This is a genomic window from Variovorax sp. OK212 (genome assembly GCF_900112425.1).
GTDB lineage: Bacteria > Pseudomonadota > Gammaproteobacteria > Burkholderiales > Burkholderiaceae_C > Variovorax.
The window spans coordinates 1,248,197-1,264,254 of record NZ_FOLP01000001.1 but is presented as its reverse complement, the minus strand read 5'-3'; the positions used below and the strand labels follow the sequence as shown (position 1 = coordinate 1,264,254).

At 69.2% G+C, this 16,058-nt stretch carries 15 protein-coding genes; 12 read left to right on the top strand and 3 right to left on the bottom strand.

What is annotated here, in order from left to right:
* The first annotated feature begins 107 nt into the window (after positions 1-107).
* Positions 108-1,529, top strand: a complete 1,422-nt coding sequence (gene gnd / locus BM004_RS05790; protein WP_093211762.1) for a decarboxylating NADP(+)-dependent phosphogluconate dehydrogenase — start codon at positions 108-110, stop codon at positions 1,527-1,529.
* Between the two features lie 16 nt (positions 1,530-1,545).
* The gene (locus BM004_RS05785) at positions 1,546-2,127 is read left to right on the top strand and encodes a GNAT family N-acetyltransferase (RefSeq protein ID WP_093211760.1); all 582 of its coding nucleotides are present in this window, start codon (positions 1,546-1,548) and stop codon (positions 2,125-2,127) included.
* Positions 2,128-2,130: 3 nt separating this feature from the next.
* Here BM004_RS05785 and BM004_RS05780 read toward each other — a convergent pair whose 3' ends face one another.
* A complete protein-coding gene (locus tag BM004_RS05780; RefSeq protein WP_093124725.1) occupies positions 2,131-2,658 on the bottom strand; it encodes a thioesterase family protein in 528 nt (175 codons plus the stop codon).
* 69 nt (positions 2,659-2,727) lie between these two features.
* Between BM004_RS05780 and BM004_RS05775 the strand changes: the two genes are divergently transcribed.
* Positions 2,728-3,258, top strand: coding sequence for a MarR family winged helix-turn-helix transcriptional regulator (locus BM004_RS05775; RefSeq protein ID WP_093124724.1), 531 nt, complete (start codon positions 2,728-2,730; stop codon positions 3,256-3,258).
* On the opposite strand, the gene BM004_RS05770 is transcribed toward BM004_RS05775, so the two are convergent.
* The gene (locus BM004_RS05770; RefSeq protein WP_256219794.1) at positions 3,248-3,754 is read right to left on the bottom strand and encodes a gluconokinase; all 507 of its coding nucleotides are present in this window, start codon (positions 3,752-3,754) and stop codon (positions 3,248-3,250) included. The two genes, BM004_RS05775 and BM004_RS05770, sit on opposite strands and share 11 nt — an antisense overlap.
* A gap of 109 nt (positions 3,755-3,863) precedes the next feature.
* Here BM004_RS05770 and BM004_RS05765 point away from each other — a divergent pair, with 109 nt between their 5' ends.
* From BM004_RS05765 to BM004_RS05750, 4 genes are all read left to right on the top strand, one after another.
* Positions 3,864-7,091, top strand: a complete 3,228-nt coding sequence (locus BM004_RS05765; RefSeq protein WP_093211755.1) for an efflux RND transporter permease subunit — start codon at positions 3,864-3,866, stop codon at positions 7,089-7,091.
* Positions 7,092-7,184: 93 nt separating this feature from the next.
* On the top strand, positions 7,185-8,483 hold the full coding sequence (locus BM004_RS05760; protein ID WP_093211753.1) for an efflux RND transporter periplasmic adaptor subunit: 1,299 nt from the start codon (positions 7,185-7,187) through the stop codon (positions 8,481-8,483).
* Positions 8,480-9,970, top strand: coding sequence for an efflux transporter outer membrane subunit (locus BM004_RS05755; protein WP_256219793.1), 1,491 nt, complete (start codon positions 8,480-8,482; stop codon positions 9,968-9,970). Before BM004_RS05760 ends, BM004_RS05755 begins: the two co-directional genes overlap by 4 nt.
* A gap of 55 nt (positions 9,971-10,025) precedes the next feature.
* Positions 10,026-10,958: an alpha/beta fold hydrolase gene (locus tag BM004_RS05750; RefSeq protein ID WP_093211751.1), complete on the top strand. Its 933-nt coding sequence runs from the start codon at positions 10,026-10,028 to the stop codon at positions 10,956-10,958.
* Between the two features lie 31 nt (positions 10,959-10,989).
* Here BM004_RS05750 and BM004_RS05745 read toward each other — a convergent pair whose 3' ends face one another.
* Positions 10,990-12,084 (bottom strand): PA0069 family radical SAM protein, encoded by a 1,095-nt coding sequence (locus BM004_RS05745; RefSeq protein ID WP_093211749.1) that lies wholly within the window; start codon positions 12,082-12,084, stop codon positions 10,990-10,992.
* A 121-nt stretch (positions 12,085-12,205) separates the two neighbouring features.
* Here BM004_RS05745 and BM004_RS05740 point away from each other — a divergent pair, with 121 nt between their 5' ends.
* From BM004_RS05740 to BM004_RS05720, 5 genes are read left to right on the top strand one after another with little or no spacing between them, the layout of a single operon-like run.
* Positions 12,206-12,808 (top strand): GbsR/MarR family transcriptional regulator, encoded by a 603-nt coding sequence (locus tag BM004_RS05740; RefSeq protein WP_093211747.1) that lies wholly within the window; start codon positions 12,206-12,208, stop codon positions 12,806-12,808.
* A 60-nt stretch (positions 12,809-12,868) separates the two neighbouring features.
* Entirely contained in the window at positions 12,869-13,291 is a 423-nt protein-coding gene (locus BM004_RS05735; RefSeq protein ID WP_093211745.1) for a thiol-disulfide oxidoreductase DCC family protein, read from the top strand.
* Between the two features lie 59 nt (positions 13,292-13,350).
* The gene (locus BM004_RS05730) at positions 13,351-14,319 is read left to right on the top strand and encodes an SAM-dependent methyltransferase (protein ID WP_093211743.1); all 969 of its coding nucleotides are present in this window, start codon (positions 13,351-13,353) and stop codon (positions 14,317-14,319) included.
* 36 nt (positions 14,320-14,355) lie between these two features.
* Complete coding sequence (locus BM004_RS05725; RefSeq protein ID WP_256219792.1) at positions 14,356-15,426, top strand: SRPBCC family protein; 1,071 nt, start codon at positions 14,356-14,358, stop codon at positions 15,424-15,426.
* Complete coding sequence (locus tag BM004_RS05720) at positions 15,423-16,052, top strand: DUF4166 domain-containing protein (protein ID WP_093124700.1); 630 nt, start codon at positions 15,423-15,425, stop codon at positions 16,050-16,052. The genes BM004_RS05725 and BM004_RS05720 overlap by 4 nt, the downstream gene beginning before the upstream one ends.
* The last annotated feature ends 6 nt before the right edge of the window (positions 16,053-16,058 follow it).

The window sequence follows — 16,058 nt, the reverse complement described above, 5'->3', positions numbered from 1 at the left end:
CCCCTCTCCCACGGCGCGGCGTGGCCGACACCGGCAAAATGGCCCGCGAACCAACCCGTGCGCGGGGCATTCCGGCGCACGCACATGAAAGAAGGGCAAGACGGGTCATGAGCAACAAAAGCGATTTCGGACTGATCGGGCTGGCCGTGATGGGCCAGAACCTGGTGCTGAACGTGGAGAGCCGCGGCTTCCAGGTCAGCGTGTACAACCGCACCGAAGCGACCACCGAAGCCTTCATTGCCGAGAACCCCGGCAAGAAGCTGGTCGGCGCCAAGACGCTCGAGGCGTTCGTGCAGAGCCTGGCCAAGCCGCGCAAGATCCAGATCATGGTGAAGGCCGGCGCGCCAGTCGACCAGGTGATCGAGCAGCTCATCCCCCTGCTGGACAAGGACGACATCGTCATCGACGGCGGCAACAGCCTCTACACCGACACCGAGCGCCGCGACGCCTACCTGAGCAGCAAGGGCCTGCGCTTCATCGGCGCGGGTGTGTCGGGCGGCGAGGAAGGCGCGCGCAAGGGCCCGTCGATCATGCCGGGCGGCCCGCTGTCCACCTGGGAGGTGATGAAGCCGATCTTCGAGAGCATCGCGGCCAAGGTGGACGGCGAGCCCTGCGTGATCCACATCGGCCCGGGCGGCGCCGGCCACTACGTGAAGATGGTGCACAACGGCATCGAGTACGGCGACATGCAGCTCATCTGCGAGGCCTACAGCCTGTTCAAGGCGGCCGGCTTCAGCACCGACGAGATGGCCGCCATCTTCAACGAGTGGAACGACGGCGAGCTGCAGAGCTACCTGATCCAGATCACCGCCAAGGCGCTGGAACAGAAAGACCCGGAAACCGGCAAGCCGATCGTCGACGTCATCCTGGACAAGGCCGGCCAGAAGGGCACGGGCCAGTGGACGCTGATCAACGCGGCCGAGAACGCGGTGGTCATCAGCACCATCAACGCCGCCGTCGAGGCGCGCGTGCTGTCGTCGCAGAAGAAGGCGCGCGTGGGCGCGAGCAAGCTGCTGCAGGGCCCGAAGATCGAGCTCTCGCTCGAGAAGAAGGCGCTGGTGGCCAAGGTGCACGACGCGCTGTATGCCTCCAAGGTCATCAGCTACACGCAGGGCTTCGACCTCATCAAGACGATGGGCGACAAGAAGGAATGGAAGCTCGACCTGGGCGGCATCGCGTCCATCTGGCGCGGCGGCTGCATCATTCGCGCGCGCTTCCTCAACCGCATCACCGACGCCTTCCGCACCGACCCCGCGCTGGGCAACCTGATGCTCGACCCCTTCTTCAAGGACCTGCTGAACCGCACGCAGCAGAACTGGCGCGAAGTGGTGGCGCTGGCGGTGAGCAACGGCATTCCGGTGCCGGCGTTCAGCGCCTCGCTGGCCTACTACGACAGCTACCGCACCGAGCGCCTGCCGGCCAACCTGCTGCAGGCGCAGCGCGACTTCTTCGGTGCCCACACCTACGAGCGCACCGACAAGCCCGAAGGCCAGTTCTTCCACACCGACTGGCCTGAAGTGATCGGCTGACCGATCGAATGAGGCCATGCCAGCCCTCGACTACCCCCGCCACCTGGTCGAGGACTGGCAACTGAGCGACGGCACGCCGGTGCGGATCCGCCCGATCCGTGCCGACGACCTGGATCTGCACTCGGCCTTTGTGGCGGGCCTGTCGAACGAAACGGGCTACCACCGCCTGCTGTCGCCGCGCAAGCCGCAGCCCGACGAGCTCTGGCGCATGACCCACATCGACTACGACCGCGAACTGGCGCTCATCGCGACCACCGAGGTCGGAGGCCGCGAGCAGCAGATGGGCGTGGTGCGCTACGTGCGCGGCGACACGCCCGAGACGGCGCACGTTGCCGAGTTCGCCGTGGTCATCGGCGATGCCTGGCAGCGCCACGGCGTCGCGGCCAAGCTGCTGCGCAAGCTGATCGACGCGGCCGCGCAGGCCGGCGTGAAGCAGCTGGCGGACATCACGCTCTACGACAACACGGGCATGCTGGCGCTGGCGCGCAAGCTGGGGTTCAGGCTGCAGCGCGACCCGGGCAACCCGAACGTCACGCGGCTGCGGCTGGCGCTCGATGCGCCTGCGCCACTTTCGCCGCCCTCGCCGCCCTCGCCCTGAGCTCTACCAGGCAGCGCTCATCACGCCCTGCTCGGCCGCGATCCAGTCGCGCACCGGCGCGGGCAGCGGATGCGCCGGCGGCACCAGGCCCATGGCCGCGTACGAATCCTGGTTGGGCACCAGCCCGCCGCGGCCCACGGCGGCGCCCTTCATGTAGCCGGCCGCGCACACGCGATCGCCGCGCACGAACTCGAAGCGCATGTAGTTCCAGTGCTGGTCGGTGGCGTCGAGCCGGAAGCGCAGCGTGTAGGCCTGCAACGGGCTCAGGCCGCGCCGGTAGCTGATGAGCGAACCGCCCGACATCGGCCGCCAGCCCTGGCGCAGCATGGTCGACGCAAAGCCGGTGCGCACGAAGTACTCGACCAGCATCAGGTCGATGATGGTCAGGTAGCGGCCGTTGTTCATGTGGCCGTTGATGTCGAGGTCGTTCGGCAGCACGCGCAGTTGCCGCTCCAGCGTGTCGCCCGGCACGAGGCGCGGCGCGCGCCAGGCGCGCAGCAAGGTCATCAGGAGGCGCAGGTAGAGGTTCATCGACAGCCTAGAATTGGTTCAATCTAGAACATTCTAGTTCAATACTGAACCATTTCGAGCTTCATCGCCATGCCCACCGCGAAGTCCAGCAAGCCCCGCAAGCGGCCGGTTGCCGCCGCCCCGGAACCCGCAGCCTCACCCGAACGCGCGCCGTCGTCGCCTCACGGCACCGCCGCCTGGCTGGCCGTGGTGCGGGCCTACAACCTGTGCGACGCGGTGATGACCGGAAGGCTTGCCGCCATCGGCCTGCGCGTGGGCGAACACGAGGTGCTGGCCACCGTCGCAACCACGCCGGGCATCACGCAGCAGGCGCTGGCGGCGCGTTGCTTCGTGGCGAAGAGCGGCGTCAGCATGCTGCTGTCGCAGATGGAGGCCAAGGGCTGGGTGCGGCGCGACAGCGACGGCGCCGACGCGCGGGTGCGGCGCCTCACGCTCACCGGCGACGGCATGGCGGTCGCGCAGCAGTGCCTGGCCATCCAGGCCGAGGTGGTCGAGGCCATGGTGGCGCCGGCCAGCGCGGGCGAACTCGCCACCCTGGCCGAACTGATGAACCGCGCGTCGGTGGTGCTCGAGGAACTGCGCGCCGGGCTCAGGAACTAGCGAGCCAGCCTTTCACGCCGGCCACCGACTGCGCCAGCGGCGCCGTCGCGTCCACCGCCAGCACGCCGGGCTCGCCCACCGGCGACTCCAGCGTGGCGAACTGGTTGGCCACCAGGCTGGCCGGGAACATGTGCTCCCCGGCACCGGCCCGCGCCGCCACCCGGCGCTCGGACTCGGCCCGCTCGATCGCCATGAACACGAAGCGCAAGCCGGGCACCGCCGCGCGCAGTTGCTCGCGGTAGATGCGCTTGAGCGCCGAGCAGGTCAGCACCGCGCCCTGCGGCGCGTCGGCCAGCGCGCGGCCCAGCGTGGCCAGCCAGCCGGCGCGGTCGGCGTCGGTGAGCGCAACGCCCTGGCTCATCTTCTCGACGTTGGCCTTCGGGTGGTGGTCGTCGCCTTCTATGAGCGGCAGCCCGAGGGCCGTGGCCAGCGCCGCGCCCAGGCTCGATTTGCCGCAACCCGACACGCCCATCACTACCAGCCAAACCCTGTCCATATGCATCCCTTTGGTAAAGCGCCACACCGTGTTTCACGGCACCAGCAAACTTAAATCTACTTCCTTATGATGCGAAACCTTTTTCCGTCGGAAGCAGAGAGTCCTCTCCATGGTCCAGCTTGCGTTGCGTCGTCCGTACACCTTCATCGTCATGGCGATGCTGATCGTGCTGGCCACGCCTTTTGTCCTCGCGCGCATGGCGACCGACATCTTCCCGGAAATCAACATCCCGGTGGTCAGCGTCATCTGGAACTACACCGGCCTGCCGGCCCAGGAAATGGGCCAGCGCATCTCGGGCCAGGTGGAGCGCGGGCTGACCACCACGGTGAGCGACATCGAGCACATCGAGTCGCAGTCGCTGGCGGGCGTGTCGATCATCAAGGTGTTCTTCCAGCCGACCGCCAACATCGAGATGGCCATCTCGCAGGTGGTGGCCTCGATGCAGGCGCAGGTGCGCCAGCTGCCGCCGGGCATCACGCCGCCGCTGGTCATCAAGTATTCGGCCTCCAGCGTGCCGGTGGTGCAGCTGGCGCTGTCCAGCCCCACGCGCTCGGAGAACTCGCTGTTCGACGCCACGGTGAACCAGCTGCGCCCGCAGCTCATCACGGTGCCGGGCGCGGCCATTCCGTTTCCGTACGGCGGCAAGAACCGGCTGATTTCGGTCGACCTCGACACCCAGGCGCTGCAAGCGCGCGGCCTCTCGCCGGCCGACGTGGTGAACGCGGTGAACACGCAGAACCTGATCCTTCCCTCGGGCACGGCCAAGTTCGGCGCCACCGAATACAACGTGCGCATGAACGGCTCGCCCGACGCCATCTCGGGCCTGAACGACCTGCCGATCCGCACCGTGAACGGCGCCACCACCTACCTGCGCGACGTGGCCTACGTGCGCGACGGCTTCTCGCCGCAGACCAACGTGGTGCGCCAGGACGGCGTGCGCGGCGTGCTGCTGTCGGTGCTGAAGAACGGCGGTGCCTCCACGCTGGACATCGTCTCCAACATCCGCGCCATGCTGCCCATCGCCGCGCAGACGATGCCCGAGGACATCAAGATCACGCCGCTGTTCGACCAGTCGGTGTTCGTGAAGGCGGCCGTGAAGGGCGTGGTGTTCGAGGCCATCCTGGCCGCCGCGCTGACCGCCGCGATGGTGCTGCTGTTCCTGGGCAACTGGCGCAGCACGCTGATCATTGCGCTGACCATTCCGCTGTCGATCCTGGCGTCGATCCTGGTGCTGTACGCGCTGGGCGAAACGCTCAACCTCATGACGCTGGGAGGGCTGGCGCTGTCGGTGGGCATCCTGGTGGACCAGGCGATCGTGACCATCGAGAACATCGAGCGGCACCTGCACATGGGCACGCCGCTGAAGGAGTCCATCGAGGTCGGCGCGGGCGAGATCGGCTCGGCCGCCTTCGTGTCCACGCTGTGCATCTGCATCGTGTTCGTGCCGATGTTCTTCCTCTCGGGCGTGGCGCGCTTCCTGTTCGTGCCGCTGGCCGAGGCGGTGGTGTTCGCCATGCTGGCCTCCTACCTGCTCTCGCGCACGCTGGTGCCCACGCTGGTGATGCTGCTGATGGGCAACTCGCACGGAGGCGGCCATGAACAGGTCGCCAACGCCAAGCCAAGCGCCCTGCAGCGCCTGTACCGCGCCTTCGACCGCCGCTTCGAGCGCGTGCGCCGCGCCTACACGCTGGTGCTGTCGGCGGTGCTCTCCAAGCGCGCCGGCTTCATCGGCCTGTTCCTCGGCTTCTGCCTGCTCTCCTGCCTGCTGTACCCCGCGCTGGGCCGCGACTTCTTCCCCACCGTCGATGCCGGCCAGATCCGCCTGCACCTGCGCGCGCCCACCGGCACGCGCATCGAGGAGACCGCGCGCCTCACCGACCGGGTGGAAGCCGCCATCCGCGAGCTGGTGCCGCCGGACCAGCTCGAGACCATCCTGGACAACCTGGGCGTGCCCAACAGCGGCATCAACCTGTCGTACAGCAACGCCGGCACCATCGGCACCTTCGACGGCGAGCTGCTGCTGTCGCTCAAGGAAGGCCACAAGCCGACCGAGCACTTCGTGTCGATCCTGCGCGCCGAGCTGCCCCGGCGCTTCCCGGGCACGGAGTTCTTCTTCCAGCCGGCGGACATCGTCACGCAGATTCTCAACTTCGGCCTGCCCGCGGCCATCGACGTGCAGTTCAGCGGCAACGACCTGGCCGGCAACGCGGCGCGCGCGGCCGAACTGACCAAGGCGATCCGCCAGATCCCGGGTGCGGTCGACGCCCATGTGCACCAGCGCCTGGACGGCCCCGCGCTCAGCCTGCAGATGGACCGCACGCGGCTGCAGCAGTATGGGCTCACGGCGTCCAACGTGGGGCAGAACGTGCTCATTGCGCTGTCGGGCAGCTCGCAGACGGCGCCGGCCTTCTGGCTCAACCCGGTGAACGGCGTGGTGTACAGCATCGCTGTGCAGTCGCCGCAGTACGTGGTCGACTCGCTCGATTCGCTGCTCAACATCCCGGTGGGTGCGGGCGCGGCGGCCGGCACCACGGGCTCGCAGCAGCTGCTGGGCAACCTGGTCGACGCGCAGGCGGCGCGCCAGCCGGCCGTGATGTCGCGCTACAACATCGCGCCCGTGATCGACGTGTACGTGAGCGTGCAGGGCACCGACCTGGCCAGCGTGGCCTCGAAGGTGCAGAAGCTGGTCGACGAGATGCGCCCCAAGCTCTCGCGCGGCAGCCGCGTGGAGATCCGCGGCCAGGTGCAGACCATGCAGTCGTCGTTCATCGGCCTGGGCGTGGGCCTGGCGATGGCCATCGTGCTGGTGTACCTGCTGATCGTGGTCACCTTCCAGTCGTGGCTGGACGCCGCCATCATCATCACCGCCCTGCCGGCCGCGCTGGCGGGCATCGCGTGGATGCTGTTCATCACCGGCACCACGCTGAGCGTGCCGGCGCTCACGGGCGCCATCATGACCATGGGCGTGGCCACGGCCAATTCCATCCTGCTGGTGTCGTTCGCGCGCGAGCGGCTGCAGGCGGGCATCCCGCCGCTGTCGGCCGCGCTGGAAGCCGGCGCCACCCGCATCCGCCCGGTGCTGATGACGGCGCTGGCCATGATCATCGGCATGATCCCCATGGCGCTGGGCCTGGGCGAAGGCGCCGAGCAGAACGCGCCGCTGGGCCGCGCGGTCATCGGTGGCCTGATCTTTGCCACGGTGTCGACATTGTTTTTCGTACCCGCGGTGTTCGCGGGGGTGCACAGTCGGCTTGCACACCGCCGGGCGGCGCGTGAAGCCGCGCAGCAGCAACACGCGCAACAGCCGCCCGCCGGCGCAGCGCCCCAGGAGAACTGAAGTCTTGACCCCCACGCTCATTCACTTTGTGTATTCGCTGCCCCCCAAGGGGTCCGCAGCTCGCCTTGGGAGCGGCCCGGCGCCGAGCGGGTCATGACGGAGCAACGCCATTCGGCATTGGCCATCCACCCCATCGCCGTCGAAGAGGGCGAAGGCGAGTTGCTGCGCCGCCGGCAGATGGTGCGGCGTACGCGCTGGCTGGTGCTGGTCGTGCTGGTGCTGCTGGCGCTGGGCGCCGCGCGCACCGTGTTCGTGCGCATGGCCAACGCGCGTGCGCTCGAAGCGGGCACCAGCGAGCGCGCCAGGCAGTACGTGCAGACCGCCCTGCCCCGCACGCCCATCACCGGCCAGACGCTGTCGCTGCCGGGCACGCTGCAGGGCTTCGTGCAGTCGCCCATTTCGGCGCGCGCCAGCGGCTACCTGAAGCGCTGGACCAGGGACATCGGCAGCCGCGTCGAAAAGGGCGATCTGCTCGCCGAGATCGAGACGCCCGAGATCGACCAGCAACTCTCGCAGGCCGTGGCCGCGCGCGCGCAGGCGGCCTCGGGCCTGGAGCTCGCACGCAGCACCGCCGATCGCTGGGAGGCGCTGCGCAAGAAGGACGTGGTTTCGCAGCAGGACCTCGACGAACGCCGCAGCGCGGTGGCGCAGGCCACGTCGAACGTGGCGGCGGCCGACGCCAACGTGCAGCGGCTCAAGCAGACCGAAGGCTTCAAGCGCGTGGTGGCGCCGTTCGCGGGCGTGATCACGCGGCGCAACGTCGACACCGGCGACCTGATCGACGCCGGCGCGGGCGGCGGCGCTGGGCGCGCGCTGTTCATGCTGGCGCAGACCGATCCGCTGCGCGTGTACATCAACGTGCCGCAGGCCTATGCCCAGCTCGTGAAGACCGGCCAGCCGGTGGTGGTGACGCAGGCCGAGCTGCGCGGCCAGACCTTCAAGGGCCAGGTGGCGCGCACCTCGGGCGCCATCGACACGACCACGCGGATGATGCAGGTCGAGGTGTCGCTGCCCAACAAGGACGGCGCACTGCTGCCCGGCGCCTACGTGCAGGTGTCGCTGCCGCTGGCGGCCAGCCGCACGCTCACCGTGCCGTCGAACGCGCTGCTGTTCCGTGCCGAGGGCACGCGCATCGCGGTGGTCGACGCGCAGGGCCGCATCAACCTGCGCCCCGTGACCCTGGGCCGCAACTACGGCGAGAACGTCGAGGTGGTCGACGGCCTCGAAGGCGCCGACCGCATGGTGCTGAACCCCTCCGACTCGCTGGCCGAGGGCGACGTGGTGGCGGTGGCGCCCGAGACGCCGCCGGCCGCGGCCAATGCCGGCCCGGGTGCACCGGCCGCACCCGCTGCGCCTGCCGCGCCTGCCGCCGCCAAGAAGGAACCCGCGTGAAACTGCGACCGCCGGTTGCCCCGACGGCCGTCGCCGTGCTGGCGCTCCTTGCGCTCCTCTCGGGCTGCGCCGTCGGCCCCGACTACAAGACCCCCGACACCGCGCTGCCCTTGAGCTGGAAGCTCGAGGCGCCTTGGCGCGTGAGCGCGCCCAGCGACAGCATCGACAAGGGCCCGTGGTGGAAGCGCTTCGACGACGCCACGCTCGACACCCTGCAGGCACAGGCCCTGGCCGGCAGCCCGACGCTGGTGATCGCCAATGCACGGCTCGCCCAAGCGCGCGCTTCGCTGGCCGCCAGCTCGGCCAGCCTGTACCCGCAGCTGGGCCTGGGCACGCGCGCCTCGCGCCTGAAGATTTCCGCCAACCGGCCGCTCACCAACTATGCGAGCGCCAACGCGTCGACCGTGCAGAACGACTTCGCGCTGTCGCTGAACGCGAGCTACGAGGTCGACCTGGCCGGCCGCGTGCAGCGCAGCGTCGAGGGCGCCTCGGCCTCCGCCGAGCAATCGGCCGCCGACCTGGCCAACACGCGGCTGCTGCTGAGCGCCGACGTGGCCAACAACTACTTCAACCTGCGCTCCAGCGACATCGAGCTCGACGTGCTCTCGCGCTCCATCGGCCTGCAGCGCCGCGCGCTGGAGCTGGTCACGGCGCGCCATGACCTGGGCGCGGTGTCGGGCCTCGACGTGGCGCAGCAGCAGGCGCTGCTGGAGACCACGCTGACGCAGGTCGACGTGCTGAAGAAACAGCGCGCGCAATACGAACACGCGCTGGCCACCCTCACCGGCACGCCCGCGCCGAACTTCGCGCTGCCGGTGGACCTGCGCGAGATCCGTCCGCCGGCGGTGCCGCTGGGCGTGCCGTCCGAGATGCTGCAGCGCCGGCCCGACGTGGCCTCGGCCGAACGCGCCATGGCCTCGGCCAATGCGCAGATCGGCGTGGCCACCGCGGCCTTCTACCCGAGCTTCATCATCTCGCCGACCGTGGGCGTGGACAGCCGCACCATCGAGACGCTGTTCAACGGCCCCAGCCTGCTGTGGTCGGTGGGCGTGTCGGCCACGCAGGTGCTGTTCGACGGCGGCCGCATCCGCGCCAACGTCGACTTCGCCAAGGCCGGCTACGACGCCACCGTGGGCAACTACCGCCGCACCGTGCTGGGCGCGATGCAGGAAGTCGAGGACGGCATCACCGGCTTGTCGGCACTGGACAGCGCGACCACGCAGGCGCAGTCGGCCGTGACGGCGGCGCGCCGCGTGCTCGACATGGCGACCAGCCGCTACGAGGGCGGCGCCTCGACCTACCTCGACGTGATCACCGCGCAGCAGTCGCTGCTGACGGTCGAGCGGCAGGCCGCGCAGCTGCAGGGGCAGCGGCTGCTGACCTCGGTGTTCCTGGTGAAGGCGCTGGGCGGCGACTGGTGCGCGGCCGACGACGCGGCCGCCGGTTGCCGCGCGCAGGGGATGGTGGGCCTGGCGCAAAGCAAGTAGCATCGCGCACCCTCCCGCGTTCGCCTCGGACGCTGCCTTCAACGAAAGAGCGACGATGCGACGACGGACTCTGGCCTTGCTGGCCACGGCACTGGTTGCGACCACGGCCCTTGCGCAGACCCACCAAGGCCTGCCGGCCTTCTCCCCCGCATTCAAGACACGCGAGATCGCCGTCGACGGCACCACGCTGCATGTGCGCGTGGGCGGCACCGGCCCGGCCGTCACGCTGCTGCACGGCTTCGGCGAAACCGGCGACATGTGGGCCAAGCTGGCGAACGACCTGGCGCGCGACCACACGGTGGTGGTGCCCGACCTGCGCGGCATGGGCCTGTCGGCGCGCGCCACCAGCGGCTTCGACAAGAAGACGCAGGGGCAGAACATCGCCCAGCTGCTCGACAAGCTCGGCGTGGCGAAGACCCAGCTGGTCACGCACGACATCGGCAACATGGTCGGCTACGCCTTCGCGGCGCAGTACCGCGACCGCGTGACGAGCTTCGTGCCCATCGACGCGCCGTTGCCCGGCGTGGGTCCGTGGGAAGAGATCCTGAAGAGCCCGCTGCTGTGGCACTTCCGCTTCGGCGGGCCCGACATGGAACGGCTGGTGGCGGGCCGCGAGCGCATCTACCTCGACCGCTTCTGGAACGAGTTCTCCGCCACGCCCGCGCGCTTCGGCGAGGCCGCGCGGCGGCACTACGCGCGCCTGTATGCGCGGCCCGGCAACATGCACGCGGGCTTCTCGCAGTTCGGCGCGTTCGACCAGGACGTGATCGACAACACCGCGTTCATGGCGCAAGGCAAGCTCGAGATGCCGGTGCTGGCGCTCGGCGGCGAGAAGTCGTTCGGGCCGATGATGGCCACCGTGATGCGCGCCGCGGCCAGCAACGTGACCGAAGGCGTCGTGCCGGACTCGGGCCACTGGATCATGGAAGAGAACCCCAAGGCGACCACCGCGATGGTGGGCGACTTCCTGCGCCGGCAACCAGGCTGACGGGCTGACGGGCACAGGCCCTGCAAAAAGCCTAGAACAGGTTGCCCTGCCCGGCCGCGCCCGGCGGCCGGAACGCGGTGACGTCCAGCGGAATGCGCTCGCGGTTGTAGCCGATGCGGTTCGCGGCCTTCACGAAGCGCTGGTGGATCAGGTCGGCCCACAGGCCCGAGCCCTTCATGCGCGTGGCGAAGTCGGCGTCGTAGTCCTTGCCGCCGCGCATCTCGTGGATGCGCGCCATGATCCGGTCGGCGCGCTGCGGGTAGTGCAACGCCAGCCACTCCTTGAACAGCGGCGCCACCTCCCACGGCAGCCGCACCACCGTGTAGAAGGCGCTGCGCGCGCCGGCTTCCCAGGCGGCTTCGAGCACCTGCTCCATGTCCTCGGTGACGAACGGAATCTGCGGCGCCACGCTCACGCCCACCGGCACGCCCGCTTCGGTGAGCGTGCGGATGGTGCGCAGCCGCCGGTGCGGCGCCGCGGCGCGCGGCTCGAGCTTGCGGGCGAGTTCGCCGTCGAGCGTGGTCACGGTGACGTACACGGCGGCCAGCCGGTTGGCCGCCATCGGCCCGATCAGGTCGAGGTCGCGCTCGATGGCGCTCGACTTGGTGACCAGCGCGAACGGGTGCCGCGTTTCCTGCAGCAGTTCGATCACCGAGCGCGTGAGCCGCAACTCGCGCTCGATGGGCTGGTAGCAGTCGGTGGCGGTGCCGATGGCGATGTAGCTCGGCCGGTAGCTCTTGCGGCCGAGTTCGGCGCGCAGCACCTCGACGAGGTTGCGCTTGGCGATCAGCTTGGTCTCGAAGTCGAGGCCGGGCGAGAGGTTGAGGTAGCTGTGCGTCGGGCGCGCGAAACAATAGATGCAGCCGTGCTCGCAGCCCCGGTACGGGTTGAGCGAGCGGTCGAAGGAGATGTCGGGCGACTCGTTCTCGGTGAGCACCGACTTCACGTCTTCGAAGCGCACCTCGGTCGCGAGCGGCTGCAGCTCGGCGGCCTCGGCCACGCCTTCCTCGAGCGTGCCCCAGCCGTCGTCGCAGGCGGCGCGTTCGTCGCTGGAGAAGCGGTGCGCCAGCCGCGTGGCCGCGCCGCGGCCCTTGATGGCGTGGACGGGGATCTGGGCAGCGGGCATGGCGAGTCCTTTGCTAAGGCATTTACTGTTCATACGTACAGTATTCCAGTCGCTCTGGCTTGTCCACGGATTTTTCTATTTCTCTATTGACAGAAATTTCGTAAATCCTAAACTCGACGCCATGGAACTCACCGACATTCAACGCAAGTTCGTCCTGCACTGGGGCGAAATGGGGTCCATGTGGGGCGTGAACCGCACCGTCTCGCAGATCCACGCGCTGCTCTTCGCCCACGGCAAGCCCATGAACGCCGAAGAGCTGTCCGACACGCTGGGCGTGGCGCGCTCCAACATCAGCAACAGCCTGAAGGAACTGCAGGCCTGGAACCTCGTGCGCGTCACCCACACGCTGGGCGACCGCCGCGACTACTTCGAGACCAGCGTCGACGTGTGGGAGCTGTTTCGCACCGTGGTGCGCGAGCGCAAGGAGCGCGAGTTCGACCCCACCGTGCGCGTGCTGCGCGAACTGGTCTCCAGCCCCGACTTCCAGAAGGAACCGGCCGACGCGCAGGACCGCATCCGCTCCACCATGGAGCTGATGGAAAAGCTCGCCACCTGGGCCGACGAAATGCTGCGCCTGTCGCCGGGCACGCTCGACAAGGTGCTGACGCTGGGCGCGAGCGTGCAGAAGTTCGTGCGCGGCGATGCCGCGCCAGCCGGCAAGGGTGACAAAGGAGACAAGGGCGAAGACCCCGACGCGCACCACGCCAGCCTCCCCATGATCTGAGTCTCCTTTTTTTGCCCTTTTATTTCTGTTTTGACAGAAATATCGATAACCAAGAACGCCATGAATGCCGCCGCCTCGCCCGCCTACCCGCTCACGATCTATTTCGACGCCAGTTGCGCGATCTGCTCGGCCGAAATGCGCCAGATGAAGTCGCGCGACGCGGCAAGCCGGCTGCACCTGGTCGACTGCTCGCCGGCCGCGTTCGACGACGGCCCGGCCCCGCGCAACGCGCTGATGGCGGCCATCCATGTGAAGGACGCGCAAGGCCAGGTGTTCATCGGCGTGCCCGCCATCCGCCTGTGCCGCAGCGCGGTCGGGCTGTCGAGCGGCAGCGTCCTGCTCGACCTGCCGCTGGTTGCACCGCTGGCAGATCGCGCCTACGCGCTGCTGGCACGCAACCGCTACCGCATTCCGCGCTGGCTGGCCGCGAGGCTGGCGGGGCGCGTCGCGCCTTCGTGCGACGACGGCCAGTGCCGCCTGTGAACGCTGCGAGCGCAGCAAGCGTCGTGAGCATCAAAGAACAACCAACCGAGGGAAGAGCCATGCCCACCGTTTTCCAGCCCGACTTCCGCATGCCGCACGAAAGCGCGCCGCACACCGCAACCGGCGCCGCCGCAGGCCCCGCCGGCGCCCCCATCACCACCCGGGACACCCAGCACTACTTCACCGAGGTCGCCGTCGACTACAGCGCCTGGAGCCCCAGCTACAACATGCACTTCGGCTTCTGGCGGGCGGGCCTGAACCCGTTGCGGCGCGAAGGCATGCTGGTCGAAATGAACCGCGCGATCGGCCGCGCCCTGCAGTTGGGCACCGCACCGGCGGACGCCGCGCAACGCCGCTGCGTGCTCGACCTGGGCTGCGGCGCCGGCGCCACCGCGCGCACGCTGGTCGGCGACGACCCGTCGCTCTGCGCCATCACCGTGACCAACGTCGCCGTGCAGAACCGCATCGCCGCCAGGCTCGACGCAGCCGCCGGCGTGGCCGACCGCATGGCGCACATCGAAGCCGACTACACGCGCACCGGCCTGCCCGCCGCGCAGGCCGACGGTGCCTGGGCCGTGGAGAGCGCCTGCTACGCCGGCGGCACCGACAAGGGCGACTTCATCCGCGAGGCCGCGCGCCTGCTGAAGCCCGGCGCGCGGCTCGCGGTGGTCGACGGCTTCCTGCTGCGGCGCACACCGGGGCGCATGGCCCAGTGGCTGCACCGCCTGTGGGCCGACAGCTGGGCCGTGCCCACGCTGGCGGTGCGAGACGAATTCGTGGCCGCGCTCGAGCGCAACGGCTTCGAGGACATCGAGGTGAAGTCGCTGCGCTGGCGCGTGGCGCCGAGCGCGCTGCACATCCCGGTGCTGGCCACGCGCTTCACGCTGGCCGAACTCTGGAAGGCGCGCGGCAAGCTCAGCCCGTGGCGGCGCAAGCACATCGTGGCCAGCTACTGCGCGCTCGCGCTGGGCATGTTCTGGCGCGACTTCGACTACTGCATGGTCACGGCGCGGCGGCGCGCCGGCTGAGCGAACAAGACAACACAACGAGGAGAAGAGGTTCCCATGCGCAACGACTCCGAAGAACAGCAACAGACGGAAAGCTGGTTCGCCGATCTCGCCCGCTTCAACGGCGGTCCGGACCAACCACCCCAGCCGCCCCCGCGCCGCATGCCCTTCGCCTGGTTCTGGCCGATCCTGGCGGGCGCGGCCATTGCGCTGGTGCTGCGCATCGTCTTCAGCGGCGGGCCGGGCCACCGCTTCTCGGCGATGCTCGGGTCCTTCGTGTACTTCGTGCCCGCCGTGTGCGGCGCGGTCACGGTGTACATGGCCGAGCGCATCGAGCGGCGCAGCTGGGGCTACTACCTCTGGGCGCCGTGGGTGGCGACCGCGCTGTTCGTCATCGGCACGCTGGCGGTGTTCATCGAGGGGATCATCTGCGCCATCGTCATCGTGCCGCTGTTCGGGGTGATGGGCAGCGTCGGCGGCCTGGCGATGGGCATCGTGTGCCGCATCACCAACTGGCCCAGGCAGGCGGTCTACAGCTTCGCGCTGCTGCCGCTGGTGCTCGGCGCCATCGAGCCGCAGCTGCCCAACCCCGACCGGTTTTCCCACACCTCGCGCACGCTCTTCATTGCGGCGCCGGCCGAGCGCGTGTGGCACTCGCTGAACGAGGCGCGCGACATTCGTCCCAGCGAAGTCAGCGGCATGTGGGCGTACCGCATCGGCGTGCCGATGCCGGTGTCCGGCGTGACGGTCGACACGCCCGAAGGCCGCGTGCGCCAGGTGCAGTGGCAGAAGAACGTGCACTTCGAGGAAATCGTCACCGACTGGCAGCCCAACCGCCTGCTGAAGTGGCGCTACCGCTTCACGCCGGACTCGTTTCCCGCGGGGGCGCTGGACGACCACGTGATGATCGGCGGCCAGTATTTCGACCTGCGCGACACCACCTACACGCTGACCCCGCGCGACGGCGGCACCGACCTGCGCATCGACGTGTCGTGGCGCCTGAGCACGCGCTTCAACTGGTATGCCGACCGCGTGCTGCAGGCCTTGCTCGGCAACGGCTCGGAGAACATCCTGCGCTTCTACAAGGCGCGCAGCGAAGCCCCGGCCACGGCCACGGTCGCCGGATGACGCAGCCACCGGTCTTCCAGCAGGCACTCGGCCCCGCGTGGGAGCGCCTCGGCGAGGTCGTTCGCCGGCACTACGCGATGGCGCCGTTCTCCGACGACCAGGTGTGCGTTCGCGGCGTGATGAGCGAGGTCTGGCACGCGCCCTGGGCCACGCTGCTGATGCCCTTCGGCCGGCTCTTCGGCGCGCTGGTGCCGCACACCGGCAGCCACGTTCCGATCGAGGTGCACTACAGCTGCCGCCCGGCCAACGCGCACCTGTACTGGGACCGCGTGTTTCATTTCCCGGGCAGGCCGCTCTTTCACTTCCGCTCGCACATGGAGCACGAAGCGAGCAAGGGCGCCGAAGTGATCGAGTACGTGCGCCTGGGCATCGGCATGCGCCTGGCGGTGAGCGCCGAAGACGGCGCGCTGGTGTTCCGCGACCTGGGCTACGTGTGGCGCATTGCCGGGCTGCGCATTCCGCTGCCGCTGGGCCTGTTGCTGGGCACCGCCTACGTCGAGGAACGCCCCGATCCCGGCGACGCCGACCGCTTCACCATGCAGATGCGGCTGCGCCACCGCTGGTTCGGCGATGTGTTTCGCTACAGCGGGCGCTTTCACCTGCCCGCACGGTTGGGGCCACAATGAGCGCAC